This window comes from Oceanibaculum indicum P24 (genome assembly GCF_000299935.1).
In the GTDB taxonomy this organism is placed as follows: domain Bacteria; phylum Pseudomonadota; class Alphaproteobacteria; order Oceanibaculales; family Oceanibaculaceae; genus Oceanibaculum; species Oceanibaculum indicum.
Genome location: NZ_AMRL01000043.1, coordinates 1 through 15,732 on the forward strand (window position 1 = coordinate 1; position 15,732 = coordinate 15,732).

The window sequence follows — 15,732 nt, forward strand, 5'->3', positions numbered from 1 at the left end:
ACTTCGCTTTAGCCATCGTGGTGGTCTCCGTAAAGCGCTTTTATTCGCGTATCTGTCTGGTTAACGGCGGCTTACGCCATCTTCGCCTTCACTTCGTCGGCAACTGCCTGCGGCACTGCCTCGTAGTGATCGAAGAACATGGTGTACTGCGCCCGGCCCTGGCTCATGGAGCGCAGGTTGTTCACATAGCCGAACATGTTGGCCAGCGGCACCATGGCATTGACGACGCGGGCATTGCCGCGCTGATCCATGCCGGTCACCTGGCCACGGCGGCTGTTCAGATCGCCGATGATGTCGCCCATATAGTCTTCCGGCGTCACCACCTCGACCCGCATGATCGGCTCAAGCAGCTTCGGACCGGCCTTGGCGACGCCTTCCTTGAAGGCGGCACGGGCGGCGATTTCGAAGGCCAGCACGCTGGAGTCAACGTCATGGTAGGCGCCATCGACCAGCGTCACCTTGAAGTCGATCACCGGGAAGCCGGCGATGATGCCGGAGTCGCGGGACGAATTCAGGCCCTTTTCGACGCCCGGCACATATTCCTTCGGCACCGAGCCGCCAACGATGGCGTTCTCGAACACGAAGCCGGCGCCCGGCTCCTGCGGCTCGAAGCGCAGGCTGATCTTCGCGAACTGGCCCGAACCACCCGACTGCTTCTTGTGGGTGTAGTCGACCTCGGCCACCTTGCTGATGGTCTCGCGGTAGGCCACCTGCGGCGCGCCGACATTGGCCTCGACCTTGAACTCGCGGCGCATGCGGTCGACGATGATCTCCAGATGAAGTTCGCCCATGCCCTTGATCACGGTCTGGCCGCTCTCATTGTCGGTCGACACGCGGAAGGACGGATCCTCCTGCGCCAGACGGTTCAGCGCCAGGCCCATCTTTTCCTGGTCACCCTTGGTCTTCGGCTCAACCGCGACCTCGATGACCGGCTCGGGGAATTCCATACGCTCCAGGATGACCGGCTTCAGCGGATCGCAGAGAGTGTCGCCCGTGGTGGTGCCCTTCAGTGCGGCAATCGCGACGATGTCGCCCGCACGGGCTTCCTTCACGTCTTCACGGCTATTGGCATGCATCAGCAGCATGCGGCCGACGCGCTCCCTGTCACCCTTCACAGAGTTCAGCACCGAGGTGCCGGTCTCCAGGATGCCGGAATAGACGCGCACGAAGGTCAGCGAGCCGACGAACGGGTCGGTCATGATCTTGAAGGCCAGCGCCGAGAACGGCTCGCTGTCGCTGGTCTTGCGGATGATTTCCTTCTCCGAGTCCTCGACATCCACGCCACGGACGTTCTCGACGTCGGTCGGCGCCGGCAGGAAGTCAACAACCGCGTCCAGCAACGGCTGCACGCCCTTGTTCTTGAAGGCGGTGCCGCACAGCACCGGTACGAACTTGCCGGTGATGCCACCCTTGCGGATGCACTTCTTCAGCGTATCGACGTCCGGCTCGGTGCCTTCGAGATAGGCTTCCATCGCCGCATCGTCCATCTCGACGGCGGCCTCCAGCAGAGCCATGCGGTATTCGGCCGCCTTGTCCTGCAGGTCAGCCGGGATCGCCTCATAGACGAACTCAGCACCCAGCGACTCGTCCTTCCAGCGGATGGCGCGCATCTCGACCAGGTCAACGACGCCGACGAAGTCAGCCTCGGAACCGATCGGCAGCTGCAGCACCATCGGCTTCGCGCCGAGGCGGTCAACGATCATGTCCACGCAGCGATAGAAGTCCGCACCCGTGCGGTCCATCTTGTTCACGAAGCAGATGCGCGGAACCTTGTACTTGTCGGCCTGACGCCACACCGTCTCGGACTGCGGCTCCACACCGGCAACACCGTCGAACACGGCAACCGCACCGTCCAGCACACGCAGCGAACGCTCGACCTCAATGGTGAAGTCGACGTGGCCCGGCGTGTCGATGATGTTGATGCGGTGGTCGCGCCACTGGCAGGTGGTCGCCGCCGAGGTGATGGTGATGCCGCGCTCCTGCTCCTGCTCCATCCAGTCCATCGTGGCAGCGCCATCATGGACTTCGCCGATCTTGTGGGAACGGCCGGTGTAGTAGAGAACGCGCTCGGTCGTCGTCGTCTTGCCGGCATCAATGTGCGCCATGATGCCGATGTTGCGATAACGCTCGAGGGGTGTGGTCCTGGGCATAGTGTGGCTCCGGTCCGATCCGTCTTCTTACCAGCGGTAATGGGAGAAGGCGCGGTTCGCCTCCGCCATGCGGTGGGTGTCTTCACGCTTCTTCACGGCACCGCCGCGATTGCCGGCGGCATCCATCAGCTCAGACGACAGACGGTCAGTCATGGTCGTCTCCGAACGCTTGCGCGAGCTGTCGATGAGCCAGCGGATCGCCAGCGCCTGGGCGCGGTCGTAGCGGACTTCGACCGGCACCTGATAGGTGGCGCCACCGACACGGCGGGAACGCACCTCAAGGGCCGGCTTCACATTGTCCAGCGCCTCGTGGAAGACCTTCAGCGGATCCTGACCGCTGCGCTTCTCGATACGCTCGAACGCGCCGTAGATGATCTTCTCGGCGGCCGACTTCTTGCCGTCGTACATCAGGCTGTTCATAAACTTCGTCAGCACCTGATCGCCGTACCGGGGATCGGGCAGAACCTCACGCTTCTCTGCGCTATGACGACGTGACATTGACGAGGCTCCTTACTTCGGCCGCTTCGCGCCGTACTTCGAACGGCGCTGACGACGATCCTTCACACCCTGGGTATCCAGCGTGCCGCGGATGATGTGATAGCGAACGCCGGGAAGGTCCTTCACACGGCCGCCGCGGATCATCACCACGGAATGTTCCTGCAGATTGTGGCCTTCACCCGGGATGTAGCTGGTCACTTCAAACCCGTTGGTGAGACGCACGCGCGCGACCTTACGAAGCGCCGAGTTCGGCTTCTTCGGAGTGGTCGTATAGACGCGCGTGCAGACGCCGCGCTTCTGCGGGCAGGCCTCGAGGGCCGGCACTTTGTTTCGCGCAAGCTGCTGCTCGCGCGGCTTGCGGATGAGCTGGTTGATCGTCGGCATACAGTCGTTTCCCTGCGACCTTTTTAACAAAAACCGTAACCATCGCCGAAAAGGCGAAACGTCACCTTTCGGAACCGTGGTTCCGGCCGGTGGCTCTGGATACTGTGTCGAACCAAAATATCTTCCGTACCCGGTCTTAGGACTGACGCCCGGACGAACCGTGACACCGTATCCTTGAACCGGAGCGGACTGCGTTTAGACCGTGAAGCCTACCGCCAGCCCCCGCTAAGGTGGGCGGATACTATTGAAGCGCCCCCCTAGCGTCAAGCAAAACCGCGAAAAGAATCGCGCATTGCCCGCCGGGTAACAAAACCGGGCCTCCCGGCAGTGAATACGAAAGATTCGTATTCTGCCGAGGGGCCCGGCTTCAGATCATTAGCCGGTCAGGTCACCCCGACCGGCCCTGATCATCACGCGACCGAGGCGTCCGGCGTATCCCCGGCGGGGACCAGCGGAGTCTCCGTCGCGGTGCTGCCCATGGCATCCCGGTCGCGGTCGGCGGCGATCCGGCGGATGCGGTTCATGAAGGCACCGGTACCGGCCGGGATCAGTCGGCCGACGATGACGTTTTCCTTCAGGCCATCCAGCGAGTCGATCTTGCCGTTCACGGCGGCATCGGTCAGCACGCGGGTGGTCTCCTGGAACGAGGCGGCGGAGACGAAGGACTTGGTCTGCAGCGAGGCCTTGGTGATGCCCTGCAGGACCGGCGTCGCCACGGCCGGACGGCCATCCTCGGCGAGCGCCTTCTCGTTCTCCACCTCGAACTCGCTGCGGTCGATCAGCTCGCCGACCAGCAGCGTGGTGTCGCCCGGCTCCTGCACCTCGACCTTCTGCAGCATCTGGCGCGAGATCACCTCGATATGCTTGTCGTTGATCTTCACGCCCTGCAGTCGATAGACCTCCTGGATCTCGTTCACGAGATAGGCGGCCAGCGCCTCCACACCCATGATCGACAGGATGTCGTGCGGCACCGGATTGCCGTCCATCAGCAGATCGCCGCGCTGCACGAAGTCGCCCTCGTGCACGGAGATGTGCTTGCCCTTCGGGATCAGGTACTCGCGGGGCTGTTCGCCCTCCTCGGCCGGCGCCACGATGATGCGGCGCTTGTTCTTGTAGTCCTTGCCGAACTCGACCCGGCCGTCGATCTCGCTGATGATGGCGAAATCCTTCGGACGCCGCGCCTCGAACAGTTCCGCCACACGCGGCAGACCGCCGGTGATGTCGCGGGTCTTCGAGCTTTCGCGCGGGATGCGGGCCAGCACGTCGCCCGGGCGGACCCGGGAGCCGTTCTCGACCGACAGGATCGCGTCCACGGCCATGAAGTAGCGGGCTTCCAGACCATTGGCCAGCTGCACCACCTCGCCCTTGTCGTCGCGCAGGGTGATGCGCGGCTTCAGGTCGTTGCCGCGCGGCTGCTGCTTCCAGTCAACCACCACCTTCGAGGAAATGCCCGTCGCCTCGTCGGTGACCTCACGCATGGAGAGGCCCTCGATCAGGTCGACGTAATTGGCGATGCCTTCCTTCTCGGTGATGATCGGCAGCGTATAGGGGTCCCACTCCGCCAGGCGCTGACCGCGCGCGACAGTTGCCCCTTCATCGGCCAGCAGCTTGGCGCCGTACGGCACGCGATGGCGGGCCTTCTCGCGGTTCTGCTCGTCGAACAGCACCACCTCGGTATTCCGGGCCATGACCACGGGGATACCATCGGAGTTCACCACCACATTGCGGTTGGCGATCTTCACCGTGCCGTCGATGGTCGCTTCCACGCTCGACTGCTCGGCACCACGCTGGGCGGCACCGCCGATGTGGAAGGTACGCATGGTCAGCTGGGTACCCGGCTCGCCGATCGACTGCGCGGCGATGACGCCGACAGCCTCGCCGATATTCACCGCGGTACCACGCGCCAGATCGCGGCCATAGCACTTGCCACAGATGCCGATGCGGGTCTCGCAGGTCAGCGGGGAGCGGATGCGAACCTGGTCAATGCCGGCCTGGTCGATCAGATCGACCTCGGCTTCGGTGATGATCTCGCCCTGCTTCACCAGCATCTCGCCGGTCAGCGGGTGGACGATATCCTCCAGCGCCGTGCGGCCCAGCACACGCTCGGCCAGCGGCGAGATAACCTCGCCGCCATCGACGACCGCGCGCAGCGTGATGCCGTTCTCGGTGCCGCAATCCTCCTCGATGACGATGCAGTCCTGCGCAACGTCAACCAGGCGGCGGGTCAGGTAACCGGAGTTCGCCGTCTTCAGCGCGGTATCGGCCAGACCCTTACGGGCGCCGTGGGTGGAGTTGAAGTACTCCAGCACGGTCAGGCCTTCCTTGAAGTTCGAGATGATCGGCGTCTCGATGATCTCGCCCGACGGCTTGGCCATCAGGCCGCGCATGCCGGCCAGCTGCTTGATCTGCGCGGCGGAGCCACGGGCACCGGAGTGCGCCATCATCCAGACCGAGTTGACATAGCCATCCGCCGCGGCGGTGGACATCTTCTTCATCATCTCGTCGGCCACCTTGTCGGTGCAGCCCGACCAGACGTCGATCACCTTGTTGTACTTCTCGCCCTGGGTGATCAGGCCGTCCATGTACTGCTGCTCGAACTCCTTGACCTTGTCCTGGGCTTCCTCGATCAGCTTCTGCTTCGCCTCGGGGATGATCAGGTCGTCCTTGCCGAAGGAGATGCCGGCACGGCAGGCCTGGCCGAAGCCCAGAGCCATCAGCCGGTCGGCGAAGATCACCGTCTCCTTCTGACCGCAATGGCGGTAGACGATGTCGATGACGTTGGAGATTTCCTTCTTGGTCAGCAGGCGGTTGACCAGCTCGAACGGCACGTTCTTGTGCTTCGGCAGGATCTGCGCCAGCAGCATGCGGCCCGGCGTGGTCTCGACCAGCTTGGTGACCGGCGTGCCCTCGGCATCGACCGTCTCCAGGCGTGCCTTGATCTTGGCCTGCAGGCTCACCGAACCGGTGGCCAGCGCATGCTCGATCTCGCCGATGTTCGAGAACACCATGCCCTCGCCCTTCACGCCGGCACGTTCCAGCGTGATGTAGTACAGACCCAGGATGATGTCCTGGCTGGGCACGATGATCGGCTTGCCGTTGGCCGGCGAGAGGATGTTGTTCGTGCTCATCATCAGCACGCGCGCCTCAAGCTGCGCCTCCAGCGACAGCGGCACATGAACCGCCATCTGGTCGCCGTCGAAGTCGGCGTTGAAGGCGGTACAGACCAGCGGGTGCAGCTGGATCGCCTTGCCCTCGATCAGCACCGGCTCGAAGGCCTGGATGCCGAGGCGGTGAAGTGTCGGCGCACGGTTCAGCAGCACCGGATGCTCGCGGATCACCTCTTCCAGGATGTCCCAGACTTCCGGACGCTCCTTCTCGACCATGCGCTTGGCAGCCTTCAGCGTCGAGGCCAGGCCGTACAGCTCCAGCTTCGAGTAGATGAAGGGCTTGAACAGCTCCAGCGCCATCTTCTTCGGCAGGCCGCACTGATGCAGCTTCAGCTCCGGGCCGACCACGATGACCGAACGGCCAGAGTAATCGACGCGCTTGCCGAGCAGGTTCTGGCGGAAGCGGCCCTGCTTGCCCTTCAGCATGTCGCTGAGCGACTTCAGCGGGCGCTTGTTGGTGCCGGTGATGACACGGCCGCGGCGGCCATTGTCGAACAGCGCGTCAACCGCCTCCTGCAGCATGCGCTTCTCGTTGCGCACGATGATATCCGGCGCGCGCAGCTCGATCAGACGCTTCAGGCGGTTGTTACGGTTGATGACGCGGCGGTACAGGTCGTTCAGGTCCGACGTCGCGAAGCGGCCGCCATCCAGCGGGACCAGCGGGCGCAGCTCTGGCGGGATGACCGGGATGACGTCCATGATCATGTAGTCGGGGCGGGTGTCCGACGCCAGGAAGGCATCGACCAGCTTCAGCCGCTTCACCAGCTTCTTGCGCTTCGCCTCGGAGGTGGTCTCCTTCAGCTCGACGCGCATGCGGGTGCGCTCTTCCTCGAGGTCGATCTTGGACAGGATCGCCTTGATCGCCTCGGCGCCGATGGCGGCCTCGAAGGCCTCCTCGCCGAACTCGTCCTGGTACTTGAAGAACTCTTCCTCGCTCAGCAGCTGGTGCAGCTTCAGCGGGGTCAGGCCCGGCTCGATGACGACGTAATTCTCGAAATACAGCACGCGCTCAAGATCCTTGAGCGTCATGTCCATCATCAGGCCGATGCGGCTGGGCAGCGACTTCAGGAACCAGATATGGGCGACCGGCGAGGCCAGCTCGATATGGCCCATGCGCTCGCGCCGGACCCGCGACAGGGTGACCTCGACGCCGCACTTCTCGCAGGTGATGCCCTTGTACTTCATGCGCTTGTACTTGCCGCACAAGCATTCGTAATCCTTCACCGGGCCGAAGATGCGGGCGCAGAACAGGCCGTCGCGCTCCGGCTTGAAGGTACGGTAGTTGATCGTCTCCGGCTTCTTGATCTCGCCGAAGGACCAGGAGCGGATCTGCTCCGGGCTGGCGATCGAGATACGGATTTCGTCAAAGCTCTGCGGGCCGGTGTCCTGGCCGAAAATCTTCATGAGCTCGTTCATGCCACGCTCTCCCCGGTGGGTGCGGTGAAAATAGGGGCAGCAGGCGCCTTAGGCGCGCTGCTGCTGCAGTTCGACGTTGAGACCCAGGCTCTTCAGTTCCTTCACCAGCACGTTGAAGGATTCCGGGATGCCCGCCTCGAAATTGTCGTCGCCCTTGACGATCGCTTCATAGACCTTGGTACGGCCGGCCACGTCGTCCGACTTCACGGTCAGCATCTCCTGCAGCGTGTAGGCGGCACCGTAGGCTTCCAGCGCCCAGACCTCCATTTCGCCGAAGCGCTGGCCGCCGAACTGCGCCTTGCCGCCCAGCGGCTGCTGGGTGACCAGGCTGTACGGGCCGATGGAACGGGCGTGGATCTTGTCGTCCACCAGATGATGCAGCTTCAGCATGTAGATGAAGCCGACGGTCACCTTGCGGTCGAACGCCTCGCCGGTACGGCCGTCATACAGCACCACCTGGCCCGACCGGTCGAGACCGGCACGCTCCAGCATGGCCACGATGTCGTCCTCGCGGGCACCGTCGAAGACCGGCGTGGCAACGGGCACGCCGTTGCGCAGATTGCCGGCCATCTCCAGCACCTGATCGTCGTCGAGTTCGGCGATCGCGGCGTACTCTTCCTTATTGTAGATGTCGGCAAGCTTCTCGCGGATTGCAACCGCTTGCTTCTTGGTGTCGCCATTGGCACGGGCGGCAGCGCGGTAGTCTTCCACCATCTGCCCGATCTGCCGGCCGATGCCGTTCGAGGCCCAGCCCAGATGGGTTTCCAGAATCTGCCCGACATTCATGCGCGACGGCACGCCTAGCGGGTTCAGCACCAGATCGACCGGGGTGCCGTTCTCGTCATACGGCATGTCCTCGATCGGCATGATGCGCGACACGACACCCTTGTTGCCGTGACGGCCGGCCATCTTGTCGCCCGGCTGCAGCTTGCGCTTCACCGCGATGAAGACCTTGACCATCTTCATCACGCCCGGCGGCAGCTCGTCGCCGCGCTGCAGCTTTTCGACCTTGTTCTCGAAGCGCGCCTGCAGGACGCCGACCGCCTCGTCGAACTGGGTCTTCATCGCCTCGACATCGTCCATGATGGCCGCATCATCGACGGTGATCTGGCGCCACTGGCCCGGCGTGTAGCCGGCCAGCACCTCATCGCTCAGCACGGTGCCGGACTTCAGCCCCTTCGGACCGCCGCTGGCCTTCTTGCCCAGCAGCATTTCCTTCAGGCGGGTGTTGAAGCTGCGCTCCAGGATCGCGCGCTCGGCGTCGCGGTCCTTCGCCAGATGCTCGATCTCGGCCCTCTCGATGGCCAGCGCACGCTCGTCCTTGTCCACGCCGCGGCGCGAGAACACCCGCACCTCGACGACGGTACCGGTCACGCCCGGCGGCACGCGCAGCGAGGTGTCGCGCACGTCGGAGGCCTTTTCGCCGAAGATCGCGCGCAGCAGCTTCTCTTCCGGGGTCATCGGCGATTCGCCCTTCGGCGTCACCTTGCCCACCAGAATGTCGCCGGCATTCACCTCGGCACCGATATAGACGATGCCCGCCTCGTCGAGGTTCTTCAGCGCTTCCTCACCAACGTTCGGAATATCGCGGCTGATTTCCTCCTGGCCCAGCTTGGTGTCGCGGGCCATGACCTCGAATTCCTCGATATGGATCGAGGTGAAGACGTCATCGCGGGCGATACGCTCCGAGATCAGGATCGAGTCCTCGAAGTTGTAGCCGTTCCAGGGCATGAAGGCGACGAGCACATTGCGGCCCAGCGCCAGCTCACCCAGTTCGGTCGAGGGACCGTCGGCGATGATGTCGCCCTTCTTCACCACATCGCCCTTGCTGACCAGCGGCCGCTGGGTGATGCAGGTGTTCTGGTTGGAACGCTGGAACTTCAGCAGGTTGTAGATATCGACACCCGACGCCGCGGCCGAGGTCTCCTCGGTCGCCCGGATCACGATGCGGGTGGCGTCCACCTGATCGACGATGCCGGCGCGGCGCGCACCGATGGCAACACCCGAATCGCGCGCCACGGTGCCTTCCATGCCGGTGCCGACCAGCGGCGCCTCGGCACGCAGCAACGGCACCGCCTGACGCTGCATGTTGGAGCCCATCAGCGCGCGGTTCGCGTCGTCATTCTCCAGGAACGGGATCAGCGCGGCCGCGACCGAGACCAGCTGCTTCGGCGACACGTCCATCAGGTCGATGTCTTCCGGGCGGCCCAGCGTGAAATCGCTGGCCCGGCGCACCGACACGAGGTCGGACACGAAGCGGCCATTCTCGTCCAGCTCGGCATTGGCCTGGGCAACCGTGTACTTGCCCTCCTCCATCGCCGACATATAGACGACCTCGTCGGTGACGACGCCGTCCTTCACCTTGCGATAGGGCGCCTCAATGAAGCCGTACTGGTTTACCCGGGCATAGGTCGCCAGGCTGTTGATGAGACCGATATTCGGGCCTTCCGGCGTCTCGATCGGGCAGATACGGCCGTAATGCGTCGGGTGCACGTCGCGCACCTCGAAGCCGGCACGCTCACGCGTCAGACCGCCCGGCCCAAGCGCCGACAGGCGGCGCTTGTGGGTGATCTCCGACAGCGGGTTGGTCTGGTCCATGAACTGCGAGAGCTGCGAGGAGCCGAAGAACTCGCGCACCGCCGCCGCCGCCGGCTTGGCGTTGATCAGGTCATGCGGCATCACGGTGTCGATCTCGACCGAGCTCATGCGCTCGCGGATCGCGCGCTCCATGCGCAGCAGGCCGATGCGGTACTGATTCTCCATCAGCTCGCCGACCGAGCGCACGCGGCGGTTGCCCAGATGATCGATATCGTCGATCTCACCGCGGCCGTCCTTCAGCTCGACCAGAGTCTTCAGGATGGCGAGGATGTCTTCCTTGCGCAGCACGCGCAGCTGGTCGTCGGTCTTCTGGTCCAGGCGGGCATTCATCTTCACCCGGCCGACCGCCGACAGATCATAGCGCTCGGAATCGAAGAACAGGCCGTGGAACAGCGCCTCGGCGGTTTCCAGCGTCGGCGGCTCGCCCGGGCGCATGACGCGGTAGATGTCGATCAGCGCGTCCTCGCGGGTGTTGTTCTTGTCGGCCGCCAGCGTGTTGCGCATGTAAGCGCCGACCGTCACATGGTCGATGTCCAACACCGGAATCTCGGTGATGTTGGCCTCGACCAGGCCGCCGATCAGGTCCGCCGTCAGTTCGTCGCCCGCCTCGATATAGACCTCGCCGGTCTCCTCGTTGATGAGGTCGGCGGCAACGAACCGGCCGACCATCGCCTCGGCGGTGACGAACACCTCGTCCAGGCCCTCTTCCTGCAGCTTGCGGCCCAGGCGCGGGGTCATCTTGGTGCCGGCCTCGGCCATCACCTTGCCGGTGGCGGCGTCGATCAGGTCGTCGATCAGCTTCACGCCGCGCATCGCCTCGGGACGGAAGGCGGTCTTCCAGCCCTTGCCGGCCTGGCTATAGGTGATGGTGTTGTAGAAGGCGGAGAGAACCTCCTCCTTGCTCATGCCGGTGACGCGGCTGCGGTCAACCTCGACGCCTTCGGCCTCGCACTGCTTCACATACTCCTCGCCTTCCTTGCCGATCAGGGCGAACAGCAGGGTGGTGGCGGGCAGCTTGCGGCGGCGGTCGATACGCACATAGACGAGGTCCTTGGCGTCGAACTCGAAGTCCAGCCAGGAGCCGCGATAGGGGATGACGCGCGCGGCGAACAGGTACTTGCCCGAAGAGTGGGTCTTGCCCTTGTCATGGTCGAAGAACACGCCCGGCGAGCGATGCATCTGCGAGACGATCACGCGCTCGGTACCATTCACGATGAAGGTACCATTCGCGGTCATGAGCGGCATATCGCCCATGTACACGTCCTGCTCCTTGATGTCGCGGATCGACTTGGAGCCGGTGTCCTCGTCAATGTCCCACACGACCAGGCGCAGCGTGACCTTCAGCGGGGCGGCATAGGTGATGCCGCGCTGCTGGCATTCGTCGGTGTCGTACTTCGGCTCCTCGAACTCGTACTTCACGAATTCGAGCATCGAACGCTCGGAGAAGTCCTTGATCGGGAAAACCGACTTGAACACTTCCTGCAAGCCCGCGGTGGGGCGCGTCTCCGGCTTCGCGTCCATCTGCAGGAAGGCATCGTAGGACGCCTTCTGCACCTCGATGAGGTTGGGCATGGGCGCCACTTCCGGGATACGGCCGAAGGATTTACGGATTCGCTTACGACCGGTAAAGGAAAGAGCCATTGTTGCCCCTCTGAGCGAAATGGTTGCAACCAAGCGAGAACCGGACCTGCCGGTCTTCGCCGCGACGCCCGCCGCACGGCGTGCAGCATGACGTCCCTATCTGCCTCGTCCGCCGGACCGGCGGGAAATCCCTTAGTCCGGCTGACGACACACGCCGTTTTCCTGATGCCCTGTCGGGAAGCCCCTGTTAGGTGGCCCCCAGGAAAACGGCCTATGCCGCCGAAAACGCAAAAACAGCCGTGCCGGCGGCGGGAAGACCCCGCCGCCGGACGACCGAAACAACCGACAGAGTCGGCAATTTACTTGATCTCGACAGTGGCACCAGCCTCTTCGAGCTGCTTCTTGATCTTGTCGGCCTCTTCCTTGTTCGCGCCTTCCTTGACGGTCTTCGGCGCGCCCTCGACGAGGTCCTTGGCTTCCTTGAGGCCCAGACCGGTGATCGCACGGACTTCCTTGATCACGTTGATCTTCTTGTCACCCGCGCTGGCGAGGATGACGTCGAAGTCGGTCTTCTCTTCAGCAGCCTCAGCAGCGCCACCAGCGGCGCCACCGGCGACCGCAGCCACGGCGACCGGCGCCGCGGCGGAGACGCCCCACTTCTCTTCCAGCATCTTGGCCAGCTCGGCAGCCTCGATGACGGTCAGGCTGGACAGGTCTTCAGCCAGCTTGTTCAGATCGGCCATTTCATACTCTCCTAAGCTTGAACTTCAGTAATCGTTGTAGAAAGGACGGTTTGCACCGTCTTAACCCTGTTGGGCCTTGGCGTTGAGCACGCGGGCAAGCTGAGCCGCGGGCGCCTGGACGACGCCAGCCAGCTTGGTCGCCGGGGCCTGCAGCAGGCCGACGATCTTGCCGCGCAGCTCGTCCAGCGACGGCAGGGTGGCCAGATTCTTGATGCCATCGACATCGAGCATCTGGTTCCCGAACGCGCCGCCCACGATGGTCAGCTTGTCGTTCGCCTTGGCGAAATCGACAGCCACCTTCGCCACTGCCACCGGGTCTGCCGACGTGCTGATAGCCGTCGGGCCGGTGAACAGCGCATCGAGCTGCTCAAATTGCGTGCCCTTCAGGGCGAGACGTGCCAACCGGTTCTTCGTGACCTTGTAGCGCGCGCCGGCCTTCCGCATCTTGGCGCGAAGGTCCGACACTTCGGCGACGGTGAGGCCCGACTGACGGGTCACCACGACGATGGCGGTTTCGCTCAAGGTACGGTTCAACTCGCCGACCAGCACTTCCTTTTCGGTACGGTTCAACGGTCGTCTCCGCTCTGATCCGCCGCGACACGTCCCCGAAGGAACGGGTGTTGGCGGATGGTTCACTCAAGGTCCGGACAAAGCCGGACCCGGCTTGTCTGTCCTGAAGTTCAAGCCGTTCGAAAACGGTCTCTCCCCCCATCTATGCAGGATCTGATTAAGCCTCCCGGTTGCCCGGTCGGCGCCTGCAGTCTCGGACAGGTCGGCAGCGGGCGAGCCCGCCGCCTTTACCGCCCGGCCGAAGCCGGACGGAAACGCTTTATACCGCCGGCTTACGCCGAGACGGTGGCCACATCCAGCTTCAGGCCCGGCCCCATGGTGGAGCTGAGCGAGATCTTCTTGATGTAGGTGCCCTTGGCGCCCGCCGGCTTCGCCCGGCTGACCGCGCCGACGAAAGCCTTCAGGTTCTCCAGCAGCGCCTCCTCGGAGAAGCTGACCTTGCCGATGCCGGCATGGATGATGCCCGCCTTCTCGACACGGAACTCCACCTGGCCACCCTTCGCTGCCTTCACCGCCTCGCCGACATTCGGCGTGACCGTGCCCAGCTTCGGGTTCGGCATCAGGCCGCGCGGACCCAGCACGCGGCCGAGCTTGCCAACCACCACCATCATGTCCGGCGTGGCGATCACGCGGTCGAAATTCATCTCACCGGCCTGGACCTTCTCGGCCAGATCGTCGTCACCGACGATGTCGGCGCCGGCGGCACGGGCCTCTTCAGCCTTGTCGCCCTTGGCGAACACCGCGACCCGCACGCTCTTGCCGGTACCGTTCGGCAGCGAGATCATGCCACGGACCATCTGGTCGGCATGACGCGGATCGACGCCCAGATTCATCGCGACCTCGACGGTCTCGTCGAACTTCGCGCTGCTGGCGCCCTTGATCAGCTTCAACGCCTCGGCGGCGTCATAGGCCTTCAGGCGATCGACGCCCTCATAGGCCGCAGCCATACGCTTTGCCTGCTTCGCCATCGTCTTACTCCGTCACCTGGATGCCCATGGAGCGCGCCGAACCGACTAGCATGCGGCAAGCCGCATCGACGTCGTTCGCGTTCAGATCCGGCATCTTCTTTTCAGCGATCTCGCGCAGCTGGTCCATGGAGACCGACCCGACGGTGCCCTTGCCCGGAGTCGAGGAGCCCTTCTGCAGCTTGGCGGCCTGCTTGATGAAGAAGCTGGCCGGCGGCGTCTTGGTGACGAAGCTGAAGGTACGGTCGGCATAGGCCGTGATCACCACCGGCGTCGGGGTGCCCGGATCCACGCTCTGCGTGGCCGCGTTGAAGGCCTTGCAGAATTCCATGATGTTCAGACCGCGCTGGCCGAGGGCCGGACCCACGGGCGGCGAGGGATTGGCTTTACCAGCCGGAATTTCCAGCTTGATATAGCCGACGATCTTCTTTGCCACTGTCTAACCTCCTTGAAGGAAGGAGCGTGGTGCGGGCATGGCGGCCCTCCCACGCGCGAAAACGCCCCGCGCCGAAGCGCGAAGCGGAAAACCCGTCAAACTTTCTCGACCTGGCCGTATTCCAGATCGACCGGCGTCGAGCGCCCGAAGATCGACACCGCGACCTTGAGGCGCGCGCGCTCCTCGTCCACCTCTTCAACATAGCCGTTGAAGGAGGTGAAGGGACCGTCGGACACCCGCACCTGCTCGCCCACCTCGAAGGTGATCGAGGGACGCGGACGCTCCACACCCTCCTCGACCTGGCGCAGGATACGGTTGGCTTCAGCCTCGCTGATCGGCATCGGCTTGCCGCGACCACCCAGGAAGCCGGAAACCTTCGGCGTGTTGCGCACCAGGTGCCAGGTCTCGTCGGTCAGGTCCATGTTCACCAGCAGGTAGCCGGGCAGGAACTTGCGTTCCGCGCTTACCTTCTGGCCACGGCGCATCTCGACCACTTCCTCGGTCGGAACCAGCACATCGCCGATCAGATGGTCCAGCCCCTTGCGGACGGCCTGCTCCTTGATCGACTGCGCCACCTTCTTCTCAAAGCCGGAATAGGCGTGCACGACGTACCACTGCTTGGCCACGATGGTCAGCCCCCCAACCCGAGAATCTGTCGCACGCCAAAGGCCAGCACCTGATCGACCAGGAAAAAGAAAATCGCCGCCACGAACACCATCACCAGTACGGTGACCGTCGTGACTGCCGTTTCCTTCCGGGTCGGCCAGGTGACCTTGGCCATTTCCTGACGCACCTGCCGCACGAATTGCGCGGGAGAGGTCTTCGCCATGCAGAACCGCTCTCGTTAACGTAAAAACAAACTACGCCGCAGCCACACGTGCCCGGCGCACCGACTCCGATCAGAACGATGACCCGCCAGAATGCTGGCAGGAGTGGAGGGGCTCGAACCCCCAACCCCCGGTTTTGGAGACCGGTGCTCTACCAATTGAGCTACACTCCTAGGCACATCGCCATCCCGTTCGGGACGGCAAAGACCGGGCCGGAAGCCCAGTAGCACCGGTTCGGAACCTGTCGTCGCCCTATGTCAAAGGGCGCAAATATTGATCCGAACCGGCACGCGCGTCAAACACTTCCTGCAACTCCCTGAATTTACGGGAGGTTTGCGAAAGGTTTGACGCCCGGGCTCCGTCTTACTCGACGACTTTGGCGACGACGCCGGCGCCG

11 protein-coding genes and 1 tRNA gene are annotated in these 15,732 nt (G+C 63.8%); all 12 read right to left on the reverse strand.

The features are described from left to right. Positions 1-71 precede the first annotated feature (71 nt). Positions 72-2,150 carry an elongation factor G gene (gene fusA, locus P24_RS18395; protein ID WP_008946259.1) on the reverse strand — a complete coding sequence of 693 codons (2,079 nt, stop codon included), beginning with the start codon at positions 2,148-2,150 and terminating at the stop codon, positions 72-74. A 27-nt stretch (positions 2,151-2,177) separates the two neighbouring features. Further along, a complete protein-coding gene (rpsG, locus tag P24_RS18400) occupies positions 2,178-2,648 on the reverse strand; it encodes a 30S ribosomal protein S7 (RefSeq protein ID WP_008946260.1) in 471 nt (156 codons plus the stop codon). Between the two features lie 12 nt (positions 2,649-2,660). Continuing rightward, on the reverse strand, positions 2,661-3,032 hold the full coding sequence (gene rpsL, locus P24_RS18405; RefSeq protein ID WP_008946261.1) for a 30S ribosomal protein S12: 372 nt from the start codon (positions 3,030-3,032) through the stop codon (positions 2,661-2,663). A gap of 410 nt (positions 3,033-3,442) precedes the next feature. Continuing rightward, on the reverse strand, positions 3,443-7,615 hold the full coding sequence (rpoC, locus tag P24_RS18410) for a DNA-directed RNA polymerase subunit beta' (protein WP_008946262.1): 4,173 nt from the start codon (positions 7,613-7,615) through the stop codon (positions 3,443-3,445). Positions 7,616-7,663: 48 nt separating this feature from the next. Next, the gene (gene rpoB / locus P24_RS18415) at positions 7,664-11,854 is read right to left on the reverse strand and encodes a DNA-directed RNA polymerase subunit beta (protein ID WP_008946263.1); all 4,191 of its coding nucleotides are present in this window, start codon (positions 11,852-11,854) and stop codon (positions 7,664-7,666) included. Between the two features lie 299 nt (positions 11,855-12,153). Next, the gene (gene rplL, locus P24_RS18420) at positions 12,154-12,537 is read right to left on the reverse strand and encodes a 50S ribosomal protein L7/L12 (RefSeq protein WP_008946264.1); all 384 of its coding nucleotides are present in this window, start codon (positions 12,535-12,537) and stop codon (positions 12,154-12,156) included. A gap of 60 nt (positions 12,538-12,597) precedes the next feature. After that, a complete protein-coding gene (gene rplJ, locus P24_RS18425; protein ID WP_008946265.1) occupies positions 12,598-13,107 on the reverse strand; it encodes a 50S ribosomal protein L10 in 510 nt (169 codons plus the stop codon). Positions 13,108-13,379: 272 nt separating this feature from the next. Continuing rightward, entirely contained in the window at positions 13,380-14,075 is a 696-nt protein-coding gene (gene rplA / locus P24_RS18430) for a 50S ribosomal protein L1 (RefSeq protein ID WP_008946266.1), read from the reverse strand. A gap of 4 nt (positions 14,076-14,079) precedes the next feature. After that, positions 14,080-14,508: a 50S ribosomal protein L11 gene (gene rplK, locus P24_RS18435; RefSeq protein WP_008946267.1), complete on the reverse strand. Its 429-nt coding sequence runs from the start codon at positions 14,506-14,508 to the stop codon at positions 14,080-14,082. 95 nt (positions 14,509-14,603) lie between these two features. Continuing rightward, entirely contained in the window at positions 14,604-15,134 is a 531-nt protein-coding gene (nusG, locus tag P24_RS18440; RefSeq protein WP_008946268.1) for a transcription termination/antitermination protein NusG, read from the reverse strand. A 5-nt stretch (positions 15,135-15,139) separates the two neighbouring features. Continuing rightward, positions 15,140-15,337, reverse strand: coding sequence for a preprotein translocase subunit SecE (gene secE / locus P24_RS18445; protein WP_008946269.1), 198 nt, complete (start codon positions 15,335-15,337; stop codon positions 15,140-15,142). 95 nt (positions 15,338-15,432) lie between these two features. Next, positions 15,433-15,508, reverse strand: a tRNA-Trp gene (locus P24_RS18450). Between the last annotated feature and the right edge of the window lie 224 nt (positions 15,509-15,732).